This is a genomic window from Wenzhouxiangella sp. YN9 (assembly GCF_056324165.1).
Genome location: NZ_JBJNIP010000115.1, coordinates 132,845 through 155,407, shown reverse-complemented (window position 1 = coordinate 155,407; position 22,563 = coordinate 132,845). Strand labels below are relative to the sequence as shown.

19 protein-coding genes are annotated in these 22,563 nt (G+C 63.3%); 6 read left to right on the top strand and 13 right to left on the bottom strand.

All coding sequences use genetic code 11. The features are described from left to right. Window positions 1-174 precede the first annotated feature (174 nt). The 5 genes from ACEWQ0_RS12720 to ACEWQ0_RS12700 all read right to left on the bottom strand — a co-directional run bounded on the left by ACEWQ0_RS12720 (window position 175) and on the right by ACEWQ0_RS12700 (window position 4,718). Complete coding sequence (locus tag ACEWQ0_RS12720; protein WP_476485514.1) at window positions 175-984, bottom strand: ABC transporter permease; 810 nt, start codon at window positions 982-984, stop codon at window positions 175-177. Further along, entirely contained in the window at window positions 977-2,083 is a 1,107-nt protein-coding gene (locus ACEWQ0_RS12715) for an ABC transporter substrate-binding protein (protein ID WP_476485587.1), read from the bottom strand. The genes ACEWQ0_RS12720 and ACEWQ0_RS12715 overlap by 8 nt, the downstream gene beginning before the upstream one ends. A gap of 120 nt (window positions 2,084-2,203) precedes the next feature. Continuing rightward, on the bottom strand, window positions 2,204-3,022 hold the full coding sequence (locus ACEWQ0_RS12710; RefSeq protein ID WP_476481427.1) for an ABC transporter ATP-binding protein: 819 nt from the start codon (window positions 3,020-3,022) through the stop codon (window positions 2,204-2,206). 28 nt (window positions 3,023-3,050) lie between these two features. Beyond that, the gene (locus ACEWQ0_RS12705) at window positions 3,051-4,157 is read right to left on the bottom strand and encodes an acyl-CoA dehydrogenase family protein (protein WP_476481428.1); all 1,107 of its coding nucleotides are present in this window, start codon (window positions 4,155-4,157) and stop codon (window positions 3,051-3,053) included. A gap of 12 nt (window positions 4,158-4,169) precedes the next feature. Further along, window positions 4,170-4,718 carry a carboxymuconolactone decarboxylase family protein gene (locus ACEWQ0_RS12700; RefSeq protein WP_476481429.1) on the bottom strand — a complete coding sequence of 183 codons (549 nt, stop codon included), beginning with the start codon at window positions 4,716-4,718 and terminating at the stop codon, window positions 4,170-4,172. A 274-nt stretch (window positions 4,719-4,992) separates the two neighbouring features. On the opposite strand from ACEWQ0_RS12700, the gene ACEWQ0_RS12695 reads away from it, so the two are divergent. Beyond that, window positions 4,993-5,355 (top strand): SpoIIAA family protein, encoded by a 363-nt coding sequence (locus ACEWQ0_RS12695; protein WP_476481430.1) that lies wholly within the window; start codon window positions 4,993-4,995, stop codon window positions 5,353-5,355. 24 nt (window positions 5,356-5,379) lie between these two features. On the opposite strand, the gene sufT is transcribed toward ACEWQ0_RS12695, so the two are convergent. From sufT to ACEWQ0_RS12680, 3 genes are all read right to left on the bottom strand, one after another. After that, window positions 5,380-5,931: a putative Fe-S cluster assembly protein SufT gene (gene sufT / locus ACEWQ0_RS12690; protein ID WP_476481431.1), complete on the bottom strand. Its 552-nt coding sequence runs from the start codon at window positions 5,929-5,931 to the stop codon at window positions 5,380-5,382. A gap of 222 nt (window positions 5,932-6,153) precedes the next feature. Continuing rightward, a complete protein-coding gene (locus ACEWQ0_RS12685; protein ID WP_476485513.1) occupies window positions 6,154-8,064 on the bottom strand; it encodes a M1 family metallopeptidase in 1,911 nt (636 codons plus the stop codon). A 119-nt stretch (window positions 8,065-8,183) separates the two neighbouring features. After that, window positions 8,184-8,522: a P-II family nitrogen regulator gene (locus ACEWQ0_RS12680; protein ID WP_476481433.1), complete on the bottom strand. Its 339-nt coding sequence runs from the start codon at window positions 8,520-8,522 to the stop codon at window positions 8,184-8,186. A 181-nt stretch (window positions 8,523-8,703) separates the two neighbouring features. On the opposite strand from ACEWQ0_RS12680, the gene ACEWQ0_RS12675 reads away from it, so the two are divergent. Beyond that, on the top strand, window positions 8,704-8,940 hold the full coding sequence (locus tag ACEWQ0_RS12675; RefSeq protein ID WP_476481434.1) for an accessory factor UbiK family protein: 237 nt from the start codon (window positions 8,704-8,706) through the stop codon (window positions 8,938-8,940). Between the two features lie 766 nt (window positions 8,941-9,706). Here the strand turns inward: ACEWQ0_RS12675 and ACEWQ0_RS12670 are convergent. The 5 genes from ACEWQ0_RS12670 to gshB form a co-directional block, all read right to left on the bottom strand. Continuing rightward, on the bottom strand, window positions 9,707-10,603 hold the full coding sequence (locus ACEWQ0_RS12670; RefSeq protein WP_476485512.1) for an aspartate carbamoyltransferase catalytic subunit: 897 nt from the start codon (window positions 10,601-10,603) through the stop codon (window positions 9,707-9,709). After that, window positions 10,600-11,037, bottom strand: a complete 438-nt coding sequence (ruvX, locus tag ACEWQ0_RS12665; RefSeq protein WP_476481436.1) for a Holliday junction resolvase RuvX — start codon at window positions 11,035-11,037, stop codon at window positions 10,600-10,602. The genes ACEWQ0_RS12670 and ruvX overlap by 4 nt, the downstream gene beginning before the upstream one ends. After that, window positions 11,030-11,593, bottom strand: coding sequence for a YqgE/AlgH family protein (locus ACEWQ0_RS12660; protein WP_476481437.1), 564 nt, complete (start codon window positions 11,591-11,593; stop codon window positions 11,030-11,032). The genes ruvX and ACEWQ0_RS12660 overlap by 8 nt, the downstream gene beginning before the upstream one ends. Before the next feature lie 69 nt (window positions 11,594-11,662). Beyond that, window positions 11,663-12,532 carry an energy transducer TonB gene (locus ACEWQ0_RS12655; RefSeq protein WP_476485511.1) on the bottom strand — a complete coding sequence of 290 codons (870 nt, stop codon included), beginning with the start codon at window positions 12,530-12,532 and terminating at the stop codon, window positions 11,663-11,665. Further along, window positions 12,529-13,467 carry a glutathione synthase gene (gshB, locus tag ACEWQ0_RS12650; protein ID WP_476485510.1) on the bottom strand — a complete coding sequence of 313 codons (939 nt, stop codon included), beginning with the start codon at window positions 13,465-13,467 and terminating at the stop codon, window positions 12,529-12,531. Before gshB ends, ACEWQ0_RS12655 begins: the two co-directional genes overlap by 4 nt. Before the next feature lie 186 nt (window positions 13,468-13,653). On the opposite strand from gshB, the gene ACEWQ0_RS12645 reads away from it, so the two are divergent. The 4 genes from ACEWQ0_RS12645 to ACEWQ0_RS12630 all read left to right on the top strand — a co-directional run bounded on the left by ACEWQ0_RS12645 (window position 13,654) and on the right by ACEWQ0_RS12630 (window position 22,557). Beyond that, window positions 13,654-14,085 (top strand): response regulator, encoded by a 432-nt coding sequence (locus ACEWQ0_RS12645; protein ID WP_476481440.1) that lies wholly within the window; start codon window positions 13,654-13,656, stop codon window positions 14,083-14,085. Window positions 14,086-14,116: 31 nt separating this feature from the next. Beyond that, window positions 14,117-14,695 carry a chemotaxis protein CheW gene (locus tag ACEWQ0_RS12640; protein WP_476481441.1) on the top strand — a complete coding sequence of 193 codons (579 nt, stop codon included), beginning with the start codon at window positions 14,117-14,119 and terminating at the stop codon, window positions 14,693-14,695. A 160-nt stretch (window positions 14,696-14,855) separates the two neighbouring features. Continuing rightward, window positions 14,856-16,895, top strand: coding sequence for a methyl-accepting chemotaxis protein (locus ACEWQ0_RS12635; RefSeq protein ID WP_476481442.1), 2,040 nt, complete (start codon window positions 14,856-14,858; stop codon window positions 16,893-16,895). 97 nt (window positions 16,896-16,992) lie between these two features. Beyond that, window positions 16,993-22,557 (top strand): hybrid sensor histidine kinase/response regulator, encoded by a 5,565-nt coding sequence (locus ACEWQ0_RS12630; protein ID WP_476485509.1) that lies wholly within the window; start codon window positions 16,993-16,995, stop codon window positions 22,555-22,557. Window positions 22,558-22,563: the final 6 nt, after the last annotated feature.

The following is a 22,563-nucleotide window of genomic DNA, read 5'->3' as shown; positions in this document are numbered from 1 at the left end:
GATCAACCGATTGGGTTCGATGACCAGCCATCGCTGATGCGGATGATGCCGCTCAAAGGCTTGCTCAGCATGTCGATCGGCTGACCCCCACGACCTGTCGCACCGGAACGCTGCGGAAAAGGTTCGCTTGGATGGCCGAGTACAACTCGGGTCAGGCAACGCTGAGCAAAGCGCTCAGTCCTCGTCACCGTGCGTCCACATGCGATGCAGTTGCTGTACGGAGGCGTCCAGAAGAAATCCGAGCGCGCCGATCAGAACAATGACTGCCATGAGTTCCGAGTAAGCCATGCGGTCCCGGGTGTCCAGAATGAAGTAACCCAGGCCGGAGCTGACCCCCAGCATTTCGCAGGGAATCAACAGGATCCAGGTCATGCCGATGGCCACGCGCACTCCGGTCAGTACGTGCCCCCGTATACCCGGCATCACGACCCGTACGAGAGCTTCCCACCGCGTGGCGCTCAGGCTGCGGGTGAGCATCAGCCACTGAGGGTCGAGCTGGCGCACACCGGCCGCTGTATTGATGATCATTGGCCATACCGCAGTAGCGGTAAGCAGGAAGTACACAGGCGCGTCGCCGATCCCGAATACCATCACTGCAATCGGCATCCACGACAGCGGCGAAATCATCCGCAGAAACTGGAACGCACTGCCGGTCATTCTGTCTGCAACCCTTGACAGCCCGATCAGAATGCCGATGGGCATTCCAATAGCCAGCGCGGCCAACAGGCTCAAGAGAACGCGGCGCAGGCTTGCGCAAATATCGGTCGTCAGTTCATTTCTTGCCAGCAAGCTGTAAAGACTGCCAAGGGCATCACCGGGTGCCAGCATGGCAGCCAGAGGGAGATCTTGCTGGAGCAGTCGTACACCGATCGACCAGAGCCCGAGCAGAACACACAGGCCCGCCAGGCTCAAACCAATATTCAGGCTGTTCTCCGGTAACGCAGAATCACTTCCCGGCCCATTGGCTGTTACGGAGTCAGGCATCAATGATTTCCGTTCGGGTAAACGACTCCGGCTGGTCGAACACCTTCATGCCGCCGACGCGGCCGATCGCATGCTTGACGAAACGATCGTCGACAAGGTCTTGTGCCGCGAACTCGGGCGCCAAGTTCGTGAGGAAATCCCGCTTGCCTTCCACGTAGGTTTCCTTGAGCATTTCAATCATGCGCTCTGTATAGCTGGGATAGGGGTAAGGCTGGAAGTCAATGCGGTGAGAGTCCCACTCCCCGTGGCGAATGGCCCCGGTGGATGCATGGAACGCGTTGTCCTCTGGTGACGGCGCCAGCACCTTGGCCAGAACCTCCTCCGTATGCGGCATATATCTCTGCGCGCCGGCGCGCGACAGAAGGCGAGCGCTTTCCTTCCTGTTTTCCCGAACCCAGGCCTGAGCCTCGACAATGCCGTTGACCACTTTCTGTGACCACTTGCTGCGGGCCTCAAGATCATGCTCGTGCATCATGACCACGCAGCAGGCGTGCTCTTTCCATACGTCCCCGGTAAATCTCAGCACCCGGCCGATGTTTCGGACTTCACTCAGGGCGACAAACGGCTCAGCCACAATATAGCCGGCCACCCGGCCAGTAGCCATGGCGGGCAACATGTCTGAAGGCGCCATCACCACAAGTTTTACCTGCTGGTCACCGGGAGTGCCTTCGCCGATCGGCTCAAGCCCCTCTTTCTTGAACAGATACTGAAGAATGATGTTGTGGATGGAGTACCAGAAAGGAATCGCAATCGTGGTGCCACCAAGATCCTTGATCTCTTTGTAGTTGCCATCTGCCGCCACCGCCAGGGAGGAACCATCCACGTGGTTCCAGGCAACAACCCTTGACGGGGATTTGCTGCCGTAACGGGCATAAACGCTCATCGGAGAAAGCATATGCACCACGTTTACCCGACCACTCAGAAAGGCCTCCACAAGCTGCGCCCAGCTGCGGAACATGCGGGGTTGCTCCACTTTCAGCCCCTGCGCCTGCCAGAGTTGATTCTGGTGGGTGATCAGCAACGGGGCCGCATCGGTAATCGGCAGATAACCCACGCGCACAGGCGCTGAGGGCTCAGCCGCCAGAGCCGAGCTCAGCATGCTCAGCAACGGTGCCGCTCCCGCGGCTGTAAACAGGGCCGACAGCTTGAGAATCCGCCGGCGTGAATGCGAGATGGTGTCTGTCATGGTTCGGAATCCGGCATGTTCATGAAATGTGCGTTATCCGGGGACAGCCTGCAGGCGGTCTCGAGTGCCGTGCTGTTGATCGAAGCGCCCGCGGCCCAGTGCGGTGACGATCTCGCGGCGGCTGCGGACCAATACGGGATTGCTGCCGTCCCGGCTGTGGCCACTCAGATCCCATGTGCCGGCAACGCACACTGGCTGGCCTCCCAGAAGCACTACGCGATCGGCAACATGCAGTGCTTCATCAATGTTGTGCGTTACCAGAATGGCGGCTGTGCCATGGTTTTGGGTGACGCTCAGCAGTAGCTGCTGCATTTGGCTGCGGGTGACTGCATCCAGTGCACTGAAAGGCTCGTCCAGCAGCAGAACCTCCGGCTGCCGGGCCAGGCAGCGCGCCAGGGCACCACGCTGGGCCATGCCGCCAGACAGAGCCGCCGGGTAAGCGGCCGCAGCATGTTCAAGGCCGACTTCTTCCAGGGCAGACTGGACCCGCTCACGCTTTTCCTGCTTGCTGATTCGCTGCTGCCGCTTGAAATTCAGGCCAAATGCCACATTGGCCTCCAGGTTCAGCCAGGGCAGCAGGCACGGATCCTGAAACATCAACCCGATGCGCGGGTGTGGGCCGTTCAATTCCTTTTCGCCCATCATCACCTGGCCATGATCCGGCCGGCGCAGGCCCGCCAGGACCCGCAGCAATGATGACTTTCCGGATCCGCTGGAGCCCAGTACGGCAAGTACTTCACCGGCTTTCAGTCGCAGCGATAAATCACGCAGCACGGGCTGGGCCTCGCGCTTGTGGCGATAGCTCAGTGAGACGGCTCGGGCCTCGAGAACATTGGCAGCGGCAACAGCCATGATGGAACTCCGTAAGCCGTGGCGGCAATCACGCGCAGGCTCGTGCATTTTCAATGTCGTGAATCTCTTTGCGCAGGTGTTTCAGTGCCGGCGTTACGATGCCGACAAATACCGCCTCGCGCAGATGGCGTTGCGCTGCATCGCGCATGAGATACCCTCGAGCGCCGGCATGCAGTACAGCGGAGTTGGCTGCCCGCAATGTCAGCTCAGAGACGGCCGCGCGCAATCTCAGTGCATCCAGCACCCGGGCATTGCCCTGTCCGGCCAGGGCGGCCTGTTTCAGGGCCTGATCATAGAGATCATTTCTGTCAGCCCGGATTTCCGATTCCTGATCACTCAGAAACCGGTTAACCCCTGAGTGGATGGCGTTGCTTTCATGTATCCGCTGCAGGCAGCCAGCCACTACACCCAGCCCGATTCCGCACTGACCAATGATGAATCCGGGCTTGATGCGCTGCATGAAACCCTCGAACTGGTCCGGATGGGCAATGACCTGATCCGCTTCGATGCCCAGCTCCCGGAATTGAATGCTGCAGGTTGCCGTACCCTGCATGCCCGAAAAATCCGGGCAGGGGCGAAGATCGAGACATTTGCTGTCGCCTGCGGCCAGGAACATCGCGTAACCGCCCGTGTCGACCTCTGCGCTTACAATCAGTAGATTGCTGCGGTCGATATTGGAGACCCAGGGCAGCCTTCCGCGCACGGTGTAGCCGCTGGGTGTCGACTCGGCCTTCAAATGCATACGTTCCATGCCAGCAAGATGCTTTATGGTGTTGGACATACCGGTTCCCGACAGATCCCTGCCGGAGGCAACGCGGGCAAGATAGCGCCTGCGCGTTGCTTCAACCCGGGCATGCTGCAAGTACCAGGCGCAGGCGCTCTGGCACCAGGCAAGAAACGCCGTGGCGCCGCAATACCGGCCCACCAATGCGATGGCCTGGAACTGACGGGCCAGGTCTACGGAGGGGTCTTCACCGGCGTTGGAGCCAAAGCCTCCTCGCTCCCCCAGGGAGCGCAGAAACTCCCGTGGGTAGACGCCATCGCGGTCAATTTTGCCGGCCAGCTTTTTCAGCTCGGCCCCGGCAAGTGTCCGGATTGACCCCAGCCATTGATCAGGTGCTGCGTTCGTTTTCATGATCGGCCCCGTTCAATCGAGCGCAAAGGGCTGAAGCTCAGGGTTGATCGGCGTTCTTGCCAGATTGTTGGCGTAGTTGCAGAGCGTGGCCAGACTCACCCCGAGAACAACGTCGAGTGCGTTCTGCTGGTTGTACCCCGCAGCAAAAAAGGCCTCCAGCTCGTCATCTGAGACCTGACCCCTCTGAGCCATGATCTGCAGCGTAAATGTGGCCAGCGCATTCAGCTTTTCATCGGGCAAGGTATCTGCGTTGCGGAGGGCCTCGAGCAAGGGCGTCTGCATGTCGAGGGCTTTCTGGGCGATTCTTGTATGTCCCGCCACGCAGAACCCGCATTCATTGGTCACGGCAGCGGTGATTTGAACAACTTCCCTTTCAACACCGGACAAGCTGTTGCGGCAGTTAATCTTGCCTGCTGTCTGGTAGGTTTCAATTGCCTCTGGCGAGCTTGCGAGCACACCCAGCAAGTTGGGGACAAAACCGCTGTCTTTCTGCGCAGCCTCCAGCCGCTGGGCAGACCTCTGTGGTGCGGTTTCGATCGTCTGAATGACTAAACGGCTCATGCATCCTCCCGCGACGGGATAAAACCAAGGAAGGTGGACTGTAAAACAATGAACCGTAACGACAAAAGACTGATATCGAATATGTATATCCCTTCCCGCTCGTTGGTTATTGTTATCAACCCGGCAGCGCCACCCTTGACGAAGGCCGCGGGACGCTTGACGGGGGGTCACAATCAGCGAGCGGCGCGGATTGATCTAAACGATCCGGCGCGCGGCCTGTCCAAGCCATCAGGCAAGATCGAAGCAACATCGCTCACCACAGCGGGAGAACGCCATGATGCGCTACACCGAAGATCCGGCCCACGAAACCGTCGAACTGGTCGTCGAAGGCAGGGTCACGGAACAGGACTTCGAGCAGGTCGCCGGCCGCCTGGAGGCATTCATCGAGGCGCACGGCAAGATCAAGGTGCTCGAGGTACTCGAGAGCTTCAAGGGCTTCGATGCCGCCGTGCTCGGCAAGGGCATCCTGTTCGACATCAAGCACATCAGGAACATCAGCCACTGCGCCGTCGTCAGCGACTCGGGCTGGATCGGCCCGCTCACGCGTGCCGTCGGCGCCGTCGTGAGCTGCGAGATCAAGGTTTTCGGGCACGACCAGATCGACCAGGCCCGAACCTGGCTGCGCGAGGTCGATTAGCCTGGCGGGGACACCGCCCGCTTATTAGAACATCCCGGTCTCGAGCCGTGCTTCCTCGCTCATCATGTGCTGGCTCCAGGGCGGGTCGAAGACCAGGCGGACGTTGACCTGGTCGATGGTGGGAATGCGCTTCAGCCGCTCTTCGACGTCGGCGACGATGAACTCGCCCATGCCGCAGCCGGGCGCGGTCAGGGTCATTTCGATGGCCACGTGTCGATGCTCATCGTCGATCTTTTCGACGTCGCACTCGTAGATCAGGCCCAGATCAAGCACGTTGATGGGAATTTCAGGGTCGTAGACGGTCTTGAGCTGGCTGATGACCAGCTCCTCGAAATCCTCGTCTTTGGCGTTTTCGGGCACCTGCGGGGGCGGCGGCGGCTCCTTGCCGATGGCGTCGGCATCGTCGCCGGCCAGCCGGAACAGCCGGCCGTCAACGTAGATGGTGAAGCTGCCGCCCAGCTGCTGGGTGATATAGCCCACCGTGCCGGCGGGCATGTCCACCGGCACCCCATCGGGCACCATGATCAACTCGCAGTCGCGCTCGAATTTTACCGGTGTGTAGGAATTGCCGAACATCACTCACCCAATACAGGATTGATTTGGTCCCTATTATATCGGGATATTCAGGATGGCTTGCAATAGATAGCGGCAATCGAAGAGAAACCACGGAAGACACGGCAGGGTCTCGCCCATCGGCCGCCTTGAGCGCTGCAAGCTTCCGGCGATCCGCCGAAGCAAACGGCTTCGGATTTTCCGGTCCGTGTGCTTCCGTATCTTCCGTGGATTCAATGTTCAGGCTCAGTCCCGAGCAATCTCCAACGCGCGCTCGCTGGCCTGGCGCGTGAGCGGATGGTAGCCGGGCCGGGCACGTTGGTAGACGTCAATGGCCCACTCCCGGCCCCAGTCGCTGTCAGCCAGAGCGCCGTAGAGCGGGCGGGTGAACTTGTTGCGCCCGACGTTCAAGAGGAAGGCCTCGAGGCGCTCGATGCCCGGTTCGTACTGCGTCTCTATGGTGCGCATCAGCCACTGGAACAGGATTTCGTAGTTGCCGGCAGCGGTCAGCTCGAAGGCGGCATCGAGCCTGGCCATGCGCTCGGCGTCGAGCTTGTCTTCTAGACCGGTGAGGAAGTGCAGCCACTGGTAGACCGACCATTCATCGCCCGGCAGGTCCTGAGCGGCAACCTCGTGGTCGAGCCAGCGCTGGCGCCAGTCATCAACCTGCTCGAAGGCGTCCGACTCCGGTGCGACGGCGTAATCGGGCAGCCCGCCCTGGTAGAGCCACTGATCGACTTCTTCCATGCTCAGCTCATCGGCATGCTTTGCCACCAGGTTTTCCTGCAGGTAGCCGCGGAAGGTTGCAGTCGTGATCGACTGGAAGGCGAAGTGGTCGAAGTAGGCCTGCAGGAAACTGTCGATGGCCGCGCGCCCGACACGCTGCTCGATCCACTCGAGAAAGAAACGACCCTTGCCGTAAGGCACACCGGTGAGCGCCTGCTCCGGATCCTTGCCGTCAACATCCAGCACCAGGCTGCCCATGCTGTCATCGGTATGCTCAAGCTCTTCGGTCAGGTCCTCCCACTCCAGAACAGCGAGCTGACGCTCGACTTCCTTGCCATAGAGCGCCTCCATGATGCGCGACTCGATATAGACAGTGAAGCCCTCGTTGAGCCATAGATCCCGCCAGGCGGCGTTGGTGACCAGGTTGCCCGACCACGAGTGCGCCAGCTCATGCGCGACCAGGCCAAGCAGGCTGCCGTCGCCGGCAATGATGGTTGGCGTGATGAAGTTCAGGCGCGGATTTTCCATTCCTCCGAAGGGAAAGCTCGGCGGCAGTATCAGCAGGTCGTAGCGACCCCAGCGGTATTCGCCATAGAGATCGACACCGATATCGACCATTTGCTCGAGCACGTCGAATTCGGCTTTGGCAGCCTCGAGCAGCTGCGGCTCGGCGTAGACGCCGGTGCGCGGACCGGTTTCAGCGAATTCGAGATCACCGATGGCAATGGCCATCAGGTAGGAAGGCACCGGCTGCGGCATGTGGAACTGATACTCACCGCGATCGTTCTTTTCCGAGGGATTGCCGGCCGCACCCATGACGGCCATCAGCTCTTCGGGCACGCGAATGGTGGCATCGTAGGTGTAGCGCACGGCTGGCGTGTCCTGCAGCGGAACCCAGGTGCGCGCGTAATGCGGCTGGCTCTGGGAGAACATGAACGGCTTGCCCGAGCTCGTCTGTTCGCCGCTGAGCCACTGCAGCCCGAAGGCCTCGGGTGAGCTGGCGTAGTCGATGCGCACCTCATCGACCCCCTCGGGAAGGAGGATGACCAGGGGCTGACCCAGATCGCCGCGCGTCTCCGTGTCGGCCAGGCGCCAGGTCAGCGGCTGATGGTTGCCCCCGCCTGCAGGCGCGGTCACGTCGCGGATTTCCAGCCCGCGGGTGTCGAGCACCAGGCGCGGATGCTCCGGGTCGGTGCGCTCGAGCTCGAGCACGACCTGCCCCGACAGGCTGTGCGCCTCCATATCGGCCTTCAGGTCCAGGCGCAGGTGCGCGATACGCACCTGCTCGTACTCGGCAAAACTGTGCGGATCGGCTCCGATTTTTACCTGCCATTGTTCAGCGGGCTCGAGCGGCGCATCGGAGTCATTCTGACCACAGGCCGCAAGCGCCAGCAGCGCGGCGGCCGCAATAGTCCATACGGGCATTTTCATATTGGCTGTTCTCACTTGGCAGGTGCCTGTCGGCCATTCGGAGCCGCCGGCCACAGCCGGCTGCCCACGGCTCTCGGCACGTTATCAGTCCACGGGTCTATCGGTTGCTGCGGCAATGATTACAACGCATCATCACCCTCTTCACCGGTACGGATGCGCACCGTGCGCTCCAGCGCGGTGACGAAGATCTTGCCGTCGCCGATACGGCCCGACGCGGCGGTCTCGACGATGGTCTCGACCACGCGCTCGGCAGCGTCGTCCGGCACGGCAATCTCGAGTTTGAGCTTGGGCAGGAAATCGACCACGTATTCGGCGCCCCGATAAAGCTCGGTGTGCCCCTTCTGGCGCCCGAAACCCTTGACCTCCGAAACCGTCATGCCGGTCACACCCACCTCGCCCAGTGCGTCACGCACGTCGTCGAGCTTGAAGGGCTTGATGATGGCGGTAATGAGCTTCATCGTTTCGCCTGGGATTTTCGGGAACCATGATGACAAGAGATTAACGCAGATTGCGACAGCGTGCATGCGCCGGAATCATCCGGTCCCGGCGGCGGTGAACCGGTTGCATCGATCGACCCGGACCGCCCATTCCGGTTTCAATCTGCGCTAGTCTGCAGTTTCAAGAACTCAAGGATGCCTCATGCGCCCCGACTTTCAGACCCTTGACGAAATCACCCGCCGGCTGGCGGCTGCCGTGCCCAGGGAAGTGCGCAGCGCCCGCGCCGAACTGGAAGAGCAGTTTCGCGCCGTACTCGAATCCGCCTTCGACCGCATGGATCTGGTCACGCGCGAGGAATTCGAGATTCAGAAGAAGGTGCTGGCACGGACGCGAGAGAAGCTCGAGGCGCTCGAGAAACAACTCGAGGACGATTCCTAGACTGAATTCGCGTCGCTGACGGGCCGGGTATCGGTTGTGGTCACCCGGCTGCGGCGGGTGCCGCCCTGTACCGGCGTTTCTCTTCTATCGGGACGCTTCGTGCATCGAAGACGTCGATGAGGCGGGCGTCACCGGGCAATGAGCAAGCCCTGACAAGTCAAAGGCGTTCCGTCCGCCTGATTGGCAGGCTGTTGGCGGGCTTGGCAATAGTCGTCCGTCAGGGACGTGGCCCCGATCGATGCAGGCCACCATCACAACCCCGCAATGCCTTGGGCGCAGACGGCAGGTCGCGGTTACGTCCGCGACGGACGAGGTAGCGGACCGGCACCAACGCAAGCAACGCGTGGCCGGAGCCGCCGCGTCGCTACGCCCATCCATGGCCCGCCGATCGAAGGCGGGCCGCCGGTCTGTCGGCTTCGTTCCATATATTGCGAACGCCACCGGATCCTCCGACGGAATTTTGGCGAAGGCAGCGCCGCGAAGGGGCCAGCCCGCACAGCAAGCCAGTCCTAAAACAATCGAGCGTGAGACGTTGACCTTGAAGAGCGCTTCTTGGTTACTTTTTCGCTCTGGAAAAAGTAACCCACCATCAGCCTGCGAAGCAGGCGGGCGGAACGCCTTTGACTTGTCGAAACCCGCACTGCAAGCGGGAATCACCAGCCATCGCAAGGCGCCGCGTGACATGCTGCGCAGCGCATCAGCCCGCGACGCAGGCCGGGCGGAACGAATGACGCCGGCACAAACAAACCCGACGGCCAAGTCGCCGTCAGCCGAACAGCCACTCGAAAATCGCCATCCGGGCAAACACCCCCATCCTCACCTGTTCGAGGATCAGCGAGCGCCGGCCGTCAGCCACCGCGGCATCGATTTCCATGCCGCGGTTGATCGGCCCCGGGTGCATCACCAGGCAGCCCGGCGCGGCCTGTGCCAGGCGGGCTTCGGTCAGGCCCCAGTCGGCAAAATAGGCCTCGCGCTCTGGCCAGCCGGCACGATCCATGCGCTCGTGCTGAACGCGCAGCATCATGATCACGTCGGCACCGCTCACGGCTTCGCTGAGCTTGTCGTGCAGGCTCGCCACGGCAACCGGCGGGCTGTCGGGCAGCATTGCGCGTGGCCCGGCCAGGCGGATTTCGGCCGCGCCCAGACGCTGCCACAGCTGTATGCCGGAACCGGCCACCCGCGAGTGACGAACGTCGCCGACGATCGCGAACTTCAGCCCGGCCGGATCAAGGCCGCGGGAACGCAGCGTGGCTGCATCCAGCAGAGCCTGGCTGGGATGTGCATGATGGCCGTCACCGGCATTGATCAGATGCAGGCCCGCCGCGGTCGCGGCCAGCTGCGCGACGCGGTGGCTTTCGGGGTGGCGCAGAACGACGGCGTCAATCCCCATGGCCGCCAGCGTGGCCGCGGTATCTTCCAGGGTCTCGCCCTTGGTGGTCGAGGAATGCTCGAGCTCGATGTTGACTGCGCCCATGCCCAGACGGCGCGCTGCCAATTCGAACGAGACGCGAGTGCGGGTGCTGGGCTCGTAGAACAGGTTGGCCACCGTGGCATGAAGCCGCCGCACCTCAGCGCCGCGTGACAGGGCACAGGCGCGCTCGAGAATGCGCTCGATATCGTCGTCGGCCAGACGATCAATGGCAAGCAAGTGCCTGTTTCTCAAGGATGCTCCCCCATCCAGGATTCGAGAATCACGGTGGCGGCGACGCTGTCGAGGCGTTTGGCGTCGCTGCGCCGGGCACGCCCCTGTTGTCGGCGGCCGGCGTGGCGCTCGGCCGCGGCGTGTGAACTCAGGCGCTCGTCCTGAAAGCTGATTTCGGCATGCGGATACTGCGCCTGCAGGTCGGCGCCAAAATCCCGCACCCGTCGGCTCATGTCCGACTCGCTGCCGTCACCGGCCAGCGGCAGCCCGAGCACGATGCGTGTTGGCCGCCACTGGCGGATGACTGCGTCGAGCTGCTGCAACAACCCGTCGTTGCTGCGATAGCGAATGGGATCGAGCGGGCGCGCAGACCCGGTCAGGCGATGACCGACGGCCACCCCCACGGTGCGCTGGCCGAAGTCGATTCCCAGCAGCGCAGCGGCTGCGTCAGGCATGCCCGCCGGCGGGTTGCAGCGTGGCCACGTCGATGCCCAGCCGCGCCACGGCTTCTTCCCAGCGCTGCTCGGCCGGCAGGTCGAAAATGACCTCGGCATTCGCCATCACGTTGAGCCAGGCGTTCTGGCGCATTTCTTCCTCGAGCTGCCCGGACTCCCAACCGGCATAGCCCAGGGCCACCAGGAACTTCTCCGGCCCCTCGCCTTCGGAAATGGCCTCAAGCACGTCTCGTGAGGTGGTCACGCAGATGCCTTCGCCGACATCGACGGTGGCTTCCCAGCTGCGATCGTCGCTGTGCAGAACGAACCCGCGCTCGGGATGGACCGGGCCGCCGACGTAGACCGGCTGATTGGCCAGCTGCGCATCCTCGCAGCTGAGCCCCAGCTGCTCGAGCACGTCTTCGAGCACATAGTCGGAGGCGCGGTTGATGGTAATGCCCAGCGCGCCTTCTTCATTGTGCTGGCACATCAGCGTCACGCCGCGCATGAAGTTGGGGTCTTCCATGCCCGGCATGGCAATCAGGAATTGATGTTCAAGGTAACTCACGGCTTTCATTCTACCAGTGGATCCAGCAGCCGATATGGGGACGAAAGCGGCGAAAACCCGAAAACGCCGCTGCGCGGCTCATTCGCCGTGCAGCACGCCGGCACTGGAAAACTGCCAAGTGCGCGTAATGGTGAGCAAATCGGCCTCTTCCCGGATTTCCGCCGGCAGCGGTGCAAAGGGCGCAGACAGGCGCACGATGCGCACCGCGGCGGCGTCGAGCACATCATGCCCGGAGGAGCGCAGGACGCGAATCCGGCCAACGCTGCCGTCCTCGAAAACATCCACGCTGAGCACCAGCGCCCCGGCCAGATTCTCGCGTCGCGCACGCGCAGGATAATTGAGGTTGCCCACGCGCTCTACCTTGGAGACCCACGAGCGCATGTAGCCGGCATAAAGATGCTCACGCGTATTCGCCGAGACGAACTTGCGTCGCGGTCGCTCGGGATAGTCGACGGCGTCACTGAAGCGCTCGGTCGAACTGCGCGCGATCGAGCGCGACTGCTCGATGAGTTCGCTGGTCGAGACCTCGACCTCCGGATCGCTCTCGGTTTGCTCCCGGATCGGGTTGGCCCGCTGTTCGTGCTCAACCTGCACAACCTCATCGACCTGCTCGGGTTGCGCCTGCGCAGCCGCGTCGCTGGCCTCCTGGTCCAGCGGCGCTGTTTCCTCCTCGCGGCTGGTGGCCATCGGCTCGGCAGGCCGATCGACCTCTTCAGCCGTGCCGCCGCCGCGCTGACTTGCTGCGGCAAGAAAGTCGGCTTCGTCGGGCGCTTCCTCGGTGGCCCATTCCACCAGCACGACATCCAGGCTGCTGGGCACGCTGTCAGGCTTGCTGCCGAGAAACTCGAAGTGCACCAGCCCGATAATGGCCGCGTGCAGGCCCACCGCCACGGCTGCAGCAATGGCCAGCGAGTCGCTGCCCCGAGGCGCTGAGCGCGCTGCCGTCATGGGTCGACTGCATCGAACAGGTCACCGATGATGTTGATTCCGAACTGGGCATCGAGCTCTCTGACACAGGTCGGTGAAGTGACGTTGATCTCGGTAAGCCGGTCGCCAATGATGTCGAGCCCGGCAAATTCAATGCCGTGCTCGAGCAGCACCGGCCCCACGGTCTCGGCAATCGCTCGGTCGGCGGGCTCCAGCGGCCGCCCCTCACCCCGACCCCCGCGCGCCAGATTGCCGCGAAAATCGCCTTTTCCGGGAATGCGCGCCAGCAGCTTGTCCACGGGCTGGCCGTGCACGATCAGCACGCGCTTGTCGCCTTCGGAAATGGCCGGCAGAAACTCCTGAGCCATGGCCATCCGCCGGCCATTGTCGGTCAGGGTTTCGATGACGACGTTGAGATTGCGCTCATCACGATCGACCAGAAAAATGCTCTTGCCGCCCATGCCATCAAGCGGTTTGAGCACCGCACGACCGGTCCGGCCGACAAAATCGCGCAGCGTGGCGGCATCAGCGCTGACCAGGGTTTGCGGAATCAGCTCGGGGAAGCGCGCAATGGCCAGCTTCTCGTTGAAATCACGCAGGGCCTGGGGACGGTTGACCACCAGCGCACCGGCGGCCTCGGCCTGCCCGAGCAGGTAGGTGGCAAACAGATAGTTGTCATCCACCGGCGGATCGGTGCGCATCAGTACCAGGTCATCCGGACCCAGCGGTCGATCGACCGACTCGCCCAGCGCATACCAATCCTCGGGATCGTCTGCGACGCGCACCGCGCGCATTCGCGCACGACATTCAGCGCCGTCAAGATACAGCTCCGTTACGCCCAGATACCACAGTTGATAACCGCGGCGCTGCCCCTCGAGCAGCATCGCCAGCGATGTGTCCTTGGCCACTGTGATGGCCGCTATGTCGTCCATTACCACGACGAGGTTCTTGCGCATGTATGCTCCGTTGCGTCAGACTGGCCCGGCACGACGGCCCGGGTGGTCGCTCTCAGAAACCGGGAAACATCTGTAATCCCATGGACTTCTGTGACACAATTCTACTGGATTGGCAAATTCGCCGAAGATAGACTAACCTAGCCGTCAAAATCCACAGGTGTATCCGTCAGCGGCATCAGGCAGACCATGAGCGCAGATCAAAACAGCGACAGCGGAGAAGACATGACAGCCGATCTCAGCGGCCTCAAGATCATGCTGATCGACGACAGCCGAACCATTCGGCGCTCGGCTGAAACCATGCTCAGCAAGGAAGGCTGCGAGGTGATCACCGCCAACGACGGCTTCGAGGCGCTGGCGCTGATCCACAAGCACGAGCCGGATCTGATTTTCGTCGACATCATGATGCCCCGTCTCGATGGCTACCAGACCTGCGCGATCATCAAGAACAACGCGCGTTTCAAGAACGTGCCGGTGGTCATGCTGACCAGCAAGGACGGGCTGTTCGACAAGGCCCGCGGGCGTATTGTCGGCTCTGACCATTATCTGACCAAACCGTTCACGCGCGATGAGCTCCTTGCCGCCGTGCGCCAGCAGCGTGAACGCGCCGCAGCGGCCTGACGACGACGGCCAGAGGAATTCGAGAGGGACAATGCAAGGGGACCAGCAGCTCGCGACCAAAACGGAATCAGGCCGCCTTTCCCTGTTCGCGCGCCTGGCCGACTATGAGCGTCGCAGTCTCGAACACGACGTTGGCGAATCCGCGCGCCAGCAACAGATCAGCAACTGGGACGGCGTGGTCTTTCGTCTTGGTGATTACTATCTGACCTGCCGCATCAACCAGATCGATGAAATCATCGCCTTCCCGTCCTACACCCTGATCCCCGGCGCCAAGGAGTGGCTGCTGGGCCTGGCCAACGTGCGCGGCAACCTGGCGCCCGTTTCCGATCTCGGCTGGTTCCTGTTCGGCAGCCGCACGCCGGTGACCAATCGCACGCGGCTGATCATTACTCGTATTCAGGGTCGCCTGGCCGGCCTGGTAGTTGACGAAGTCTTCGGCCAGCGACATTTCCATACCGACGATCTCAAAAGCGCGACCGAGTGGGACGACACCGCCCTGGCGGGGCTGGTCGCGCAGCAATTCGAAACCAGTGAACGCAAGTGGGGGGTGCTCAGGCTCGATGAACTCCAGGCCAACCAGGAGTTCATCAACGGCGCCCGGGAAGAGTGAAGCAAAGGGACAGAACCAACGTGCATGAATCATTCAGCAATCCGTCGAGCCCGCGGCGATACGCCCGGGTATTGACGCGAGCCACAGCAGATGGACACGGCATTCGGCGGTATCGCCTGGCCACCGGATGCCCCAGCGTATTACAAGATGAGGTGAAGGCATGAGCAGCGCCGCGACACAATCCACACAGCAGCGACTTTCTCCAGCGCAGGCACTCCTGTTCATTCTGCTGGTCGCCCTTCTGGGCCTGGTCGCCTACAACTTTTATCTCCTCAACCAGCGCAATACCCAGGAGACCCAGTATCTGGGGTTGACCACCGAGATTCAGGTGCGCGCACAGCAGCTGGCAAAGGCTGCCGGGGAGGCCGCCGTCGGCAACTTCGAAGCCTTCGATGAGCTCGGCAACACGCGCAACATCATCGACGAGTCGATCAGCACGCTGCGAAACGGCAATCCCGAAACCGAACTGCCGCCCTCGCCGGCGCGCGTTGACACGCCGCTGTCGAGGCTCGAAGCGACCTGGTCAGGCATCGACGCCAACGCCTCGGCGATTCTCGGCCGCTCGGATCTGGTGGTCGAACTGGCCGAAGCGGCAACCACGTTCAACAGCAACATTCCGCGCCTGCAGGCGCAGTCCGACGAAGTGGTCCGCCACATGATCGAGACCGGCGCCCCGACCGTTCAGATTTACGTCGCCAGCCGCCAGCTGGCGCTGGCCGACCGCATGTTGCGGCGCGTCAACACCATTCTTGCCGGCGGGCAGTCGGCCATCGCCGCAGCCGATGCCTTCAGCCGCGACGCCAGCCTGTTCAATCGCGTGCTGCAGGGGCTGATCAACGGTGACGAGGATCTCGGACTGCCGGCCGTGCGCAACAGCCGCGTACTCGAGGCGCTCGCCGAAGTGGTGCCGATTTTCGATGAGGTCCGGCTCGACGTCGATACCATCCTGACCGCCTCGACCGACCTGTTCGAGGTGCGCGACGCCGCCGACGAAATCTTCCTGGACGCCGAAGTCCTGACCGACCAGACGCGCGAACTGGCCGACGAATATGCCAACCTGGGTGAAGGCGTCCTCTGGCCCTCACTGCTGGCCGGGCTGGCGATTGCGGCCGCCGCCCTGCTGATCCTGTTCCTGATCGGCGCCAGCGCCTACTTCCAGCAGCGCCGGGCGGCGCGACAGACGGCCGAAGTCAACCAGAGAAACCAGGAGGCCATCCTCCGCCTGCTCGACGAAATGTCATCGCTCGCCGATGGTGACCTGACCGTACAGGCCACCGTCACCGAGGACGTCACCGGCGCCATCGCCGACTCGGTCAACTATGCCGTGGAGGCCCTGCGCGACCTGGTCTCGGGCGTCAACACCACCGCTCAGCAGGTGGCGGCCCAGGCGCAGGAAACGCGGGCCACCACCACTCAGCTGGCCGAGGCCAGTGAGCACCAGGCGCAGGAAATCCGCTCGGCCACCGAAACCATCAACGAAATGGCCCAGTCCTTTGACGACATGGCCCAGCGTTCCAGCCAATCAGCCGACGTGGCGCAGAATTCGGTCGAAATCGCCAACCGCGGCGCCGACATGGTGCGCCAGACGATTTCGGGCATGGACAGCATTCGCGACCAGATTCAGGAAACCTCGAAGCGAATCAAGCGCCTGGGCGAGTCCTCGCAGGAAATTGGCGACATTGTCGAGCTGATCAACGGCATTTCCGAGCAGACCAACGTGCTCGCGCTCAACGCCGCCATTCAGGCCGCATCAGCCGGCGGTGCCGGTCGCGGTTTTGCGGTGGTTGCCGACGAAGTGCAGCGACTGGCCGAGCGCGCTACCAACGCCACGCGGCGAATCGAGGCGCTGGTGCAGACCATTCAGGCCGACACCTCCGAGGCGGTCACCTCGATGGAGCAGACCACTTCTCAGGTGGTGTCGGGTGCCCGACTGGCCGAGGATGCCGGTGAGGCGCTCGAGTCGATTGAAAACGTGTCGAACGACCTCGCCGGACTGATTAACGAAATCTCCAAACAGGCGCAGCAGGAGTCCCGGAACGCCACCCGTATCGCCGAGATGATGAACTCGATTCGAGACATTTCCATCCAGACGACCGAAGGGACCGGCCAGACCGCCAGATCGGTGGCCAACCTTGCCGAGCTGGTGCGCGAGCTTCGCGACTCGGTGGCCGACTTCACGCTGCCCGAAGACGAAGACTGATTGACCGCTTCCTGCCGCGGGCGCCGGGCGCCCGCGCGGGCGGCGGCACCTGGAGTACGATTCAAATGCGTTGCAGCCTGCTGAACAATTCGCCGACATGAGCAACTCTGGCACCCACCAGTCCCTGCAGTGGACGCGTCCGCTGATCGACGAGCTCGGCCAGGAAATTCTCCAGGCGGTGGAGCACTGGAGCGCGGCCGGCACGGATCGCAGCCCCTCCGACCTCGACGGCGCCATCGAGGCCGCCCGACGCATTGCCGGCAGCCTCTCGGTGCTCGAATTCCACAGCGGCGAGCTGCTCGGCGAAGCGATGGCCGAAGCGCTCGAGGCCATCCGCAAGGATGACTTCGGGCGTGAAGAAGAAGCGCTGAACGCCCTGATGGAGGCCTGCGCCACCCTGCCCGACTACCTGGACTACCTTGCCAGCACCCATCGCGACGCACCGCTGGTGCTGCTGCCAACGGTCAACAGCCTGCGCACCACCGTGGGCGCCAGGCCGCTCGACGAATCCGAGTTCTTTACGCCCGCCGTCGATCATGTCGAACTGCCCGCGGGCAGCGACGCAACGCCCGCCGGCGAACTGCGACGCAGCCTGCAGCAGGCGCTGGGCGTCTTTCTGGTCAACAATCAGGACCAGCACTCGCTCGAGGAACTGACTCGCATTGGCCTGGCCATGCGCGATCACTCCGGGCTGGCAGCCTCGGCCCGGCGCGCCGGCTGGGCCGCGGCTGCGGTCTCGGCCTCGCTCAAGGTCGGCGACCTGGAAAGCAGCCCGACCCTGGCGCGGCAATACGCCCGCCTGGACGCCCTGCTCAAGAGCCTGGCCGACGGCGCAGACAATGTTGACGAGGCTGCCGACGCACTGTGTCGCGCCTTCCTGTTCAACCTGGCCATCAACCGCCCGGCCAATGACACGGCGCGCGAAGCGTGGAACGCTTTCAGCCTGGACGAGCACGCGCCGGAAGCGGCCAGCCAGGCGCGTGCTTTCCTCGCCGGGCGCAATCGCGCCCTGTTCGCGGCGGTCACCCAGGCTGCACGCGAAGACCTGGCTCAGATCAAGGACACCCTGGGCACCCAGCTCGAGCGCTCCACCGATCCGGACCTGCTGGAAAAGCAGACCGAACTGCTGGGCTCGGTGGGCGAATCCCTGGCCATGCTCGGTCTCGACCGGCTGGCGCGACGCATCCGCACACAGGCCGAACACCTCTCCCGGCTGGAATCCGATGCCGACGACCCGGCCCTGCTCAACGTCGCGCGCGAACTGCTGGTGGTCGAATCCCAGCTTGAAGAAAACCTTGGCCTGGTTGAAACCGAAGCCGAGAGCGCCGAAGACGAACAGGATCTCTCCGGCACCCTGCTGCCGGCCTCGGAATGGCGCCGGGTTCTGCGGCAGATGTTTCATGAGGCCGGAGAGGACCTTTCCCACGCCAAGAGCCAGCTGGACGCGCTCAACCGCGGCAAGGCCGAACCCTCGGCCGCCGGCGAGGCGGGCGAAATGCTCGACCGCATTGCGCGTGTGCTCTACATGGCCGAACTCGAAGACGGCGCCGACATGCTTGCGGCGGCGACCGCGCTGATCGCCGCCCAGCTGATCGAAGCCGATGAACCCGCCAGCGGCCAGCTGGAAATTCTGGCCGAGGCGCTGACCATCCTGGAGTTCTACTTCGACGCTCACACCCGGCTGGACGAAAACGGCCGGCGTTACTTTGCCAACACCCGCCAGCAGCTCGAAGAGCTGGGTTACTGGCCCGGCAGCGCCGGCACTGACAGCGTCGCGCCGGCCGCCGAACACGACGAGGTCACCGAAGCGGCGCCGGCTGCGGAAACCGCCGACCGGGGCGAGGAGACGCTCGATACGGAAGCTGCAGCCACGGCAGAGGCACCGCCTGAAAGCGCCGAGGCGGTCGATGGCGAACCGGACGATACCGAGAAGACCCCCGAGATCGAGCCGGGCCAGGTCGATGACGGGCCGGACTTCAACATCGAAGCCGACTTCCAGGTTGAAAGCGACTTCGACTTCTCCGCCGACCTGATCGCCGAAACCGGCCAACAGGGCGCGCCGGTGCCGATCGACGACGCAGCCGAGGCAGCGCCGCCGGCACCCCAGCCCGAAGACATACCCGAGCAAGAGCACGGGGAAAGCCCGGCCGCCAGCGACGATTTCGGCATGGACGACTTCGACATTGTCGAAATCTTCCTGGAAGAGTTCGATCAGGAGCTCGAAACGCTCGAACAGATGCTGCCGAAGTGGCGCCAGAGTCCGGACGACAACGACACGCTGACGACCATTCGCCGATCCTTCCACTCTCTCAAGGGTTCGGGCCGGATGGCCGGCGCGGAGGAAATCGGCGAGTTTTCCTGGCAGATGGAAAGCCTGCTCAACCGCGTGCTCGACGGCCAGCTCGAGCCCGAACCGGCAGTGATGGATTTCATTGCCGCAGCGATGGACATGCTGCCAAGCATGCGCGCACGGCTTTCCGGCGAAGGCGAGCAGATCCATGACGAAGCCGCCTGCGCCAAGCTGGCCGAAAGCGCCGAGCAGGTTGCCTCCGGCGAGGTCTCACCAAGTGCCGCGGCGGCTGCGGCCGCAAACGCCGAGCTCGAAGGCCTGGATCCGACCCTCATCGAGCTGATGGTCAAGGAGCTGTCGGAAAATCTCGAAACCCTGGATCAGTGGGTCGAACAAGCCCGACAGGCCGACTCACCGGGCAGCATCGACGACAGCCTTGTGCGTGCCGTTCACACCATGAAAGGCACCATGCGTCTGGCGCCCATTGGCGATGAAAACGACAGCGCCCAGATTTTCGAACAGTACCTGGAAGAACTGGCGCATTCCGGCGAAGCCCCCGACGAGGCCGGCTTCACTGCGATCCTGGCCTGTCAGGCGCTGTTTCAGAAGCGCCTGGACCGCCTTCAGGGCGAACAGGTGGCCGACAGCGAATTCGATACCGAAGCGCTCTCGACCGAGCTGCGTCGCCTGCATGGCCTGGCCTATCGCGACCGGACGGAACCGACCTGGCCGCCCGAGGCGCTCGCCACCGAAGACGAGGAAGACGTATTTGCCGAGCCGGTCGGCGATGCGCCAGATGCATTCGACGAAACCGAACCCGGCGACGACGCCCCGGAGCCGGCTGCAGCAGTCGATGGCGAAGACGGGCCGGAACACGCCGACGAAACGCAGGAACCCGGCTTCGTGGACGAGCCCGCTGCGGAACAGCCCGAGCCCGAGCCCGAGCCCGAGCCCGAGCCCGAGCCCGAGCCCGAGCCAGAGCCAGAGCCAGAGCCAGAGCCAGAGCCAGAGCCAGAGCCAGAGCCAGAGCCAGAGCCCGAGCCCGAGCCAGAGCTGGCCGAGGATCCGTACGCCAATCTCAACGAGGACCTGCTCGAAGCGTTCATGGAAGAGGCTGAGGAAATTCTCGAGCGCTCCGACGAAACCCTGCAGCAATGGCGCGAGGCACCCGAAGACAAGGCGCTGGTCACCAGCCTGCAGCGCGATCTCCACACCATCAAGGGCAGCGGCCGCATGGTCGGGCTCGATCAGATCGGCTCGGTCGCCCATGCAATGGAAGAGCTGCTCGAAGGCATTGCCGCCGGCCTGCACCGAGCGACAACGGATCGCATCGACGCACTCGAAACCGGCTGTGATCACCTGCACGGCATGGTCGAGGCGGTCAAGAATCGCGAAGCGATGCCGGCTGCCCCCAGCGACGGGCTGCTGCCGGGACAGGACGACGAGATCGACGAGGTAGAGATCCTGCCCGAAGCCGTGCAGGAGCCGGTGGCAGAGGCCGGCGATGCGGCCGGAGAAGACCAGACCGCACGCTCGGAGACGCTGCGCGTGCCGGCCAACCTGGTGGACAACCTGGTCAACTTTGCCGGCGAAATCAGCATTTTCCGCTCGCGTCTGGAAGAGCAGGTCAACGTCTTCCGCAACAACGTGGCGGAAGTCGACGAAACCGTCATTCGACTCCGGGACCAGCTGCGCAAGCTTGAAATCGAAACCGAAGCACAGATTCTGGCGCGCTACGAGCGCGAGCACGGACCCACCGACGAAGCCTTCGATCCGCTCGAGCTCGATCGCTATTCCACCATTCAGCAGCTCTCTCGCGCCCTGGGTGAATCGGTCAACGACCTTACCAGCCTGACGACCATCCTCGACGACGCCACGCGGCAGTCGGAAACGCTGCTGATGCAGCAGTCGCGCGTCAACACCGAACTGCAGGAAGGGCTGATGCAGGCGCGCATGGTGGCCTTCAACACCTTGCTGCCGCGGCTGCGCCGCGTGGTACGCAACGCCGGTCGCGAGCTTGACAAGCAGGTGCATCTGGCCGTGGATATCGAAGGCGACGGCGAGCTCGACCGCTCGGTACTCGATCGGATCACCGCTCCGCTGGAGCATTTGCTGCGCAACGCCGTCTCGCACGGCATCGAACGGCCGCAGGAGCGCCGCGACAGGGACAAGCCCGAAAGCGGCACCATCCACATCGATGTCAGCCGCGAGGCGACCGAGCTGGTACTGCGCGTCAGCGACGATGGCGCCGGCCTGGATCTGGACGCCATCCGTGAGCGCGGGATCAGTCAGGGCCTGCTGGCCGCGGCCGAAAACACCGGCGAACGCGAGCTGGCCCAGCTGATCTTCCGCCCCGGCTTCAGCACCGCCGAACAGGTCAGCGAACTGGCCGGGCGCGGCATCGGCATGGACGTGGTCGCCAACGAAGTCCGTCAGATCGGCGGCAGTGTTCGCGCCGAGACAACCGCGGGTCAGGGAGCGCAGTTCACCATCCGCATCCCGCTGTCGCTGACGGTCATGCAGGCCATTATCGTGCGCGTGGCCGATCGCCAGTTTGCCATTCCGCTGCAGGCGGTGCGCGGCGTGACCCGAATGCTCAGCTCCGAATGGGAGCACCAGGTGCACTCCAGCGATCCGCACCAGGAGTACGCCGGCGACCCGTACCCTCTCATCGAGCTGGAAACCCAGCTCGGCTTCGACGTCGAAGAGCTTTCCGAAGGCACCCTGTCGCTGCTGATGATCGAGGCCGGCGAACACCGCGCTGCCCTGCGCGTCAGCGAGCTGCAGGGTCATCGCGAAATTGTCATCAAGCCCGTCGGCCCGCAGATCAGCTCGATTACCGGCATTCTCGGCGGTACGATCAGCGGCGATGGTCAGGTCATACCGATTCTCGACATGGGGCCGCTCATTCGCCGCGCTTTCGAGAAGAACCTGCTGCCCGGGCACGAAGCCGAATATGCGCGCGCCGAGCGCGCCGAGGAAGTCAAGCGCACGCCGCTGGTCATGGTGGTCGATGACTCCATCACCATGCGCCGCGTGACCGCCCGCGTGCTTGAACACCGCGGCCTGGAGGTAATGACCGCCCGTGACGGTCTGGATGCGGTAGAAGCGATGTTCGAGCGCGTTCCCGACCTGATTCTGCTCGACATCGAAATGCCGCGCATGGACGGTTACGAGCTGGCCACCCATGTACGCAACGACCCGCGCCTGAAGCACCTTCCAATGGTGATGATCACCTCGCGAAGCGGCGAGAAACATCGCCAGCACGCCCGAGATCTGGGCGTCAACGGCTATCTGACCAAACCCTATCGGGAGGCAGACCTCGTCGAAGAAGTCTTCGACCAGCTCCGGATGCCCGTGCCGCAAGGATAGAAGCGA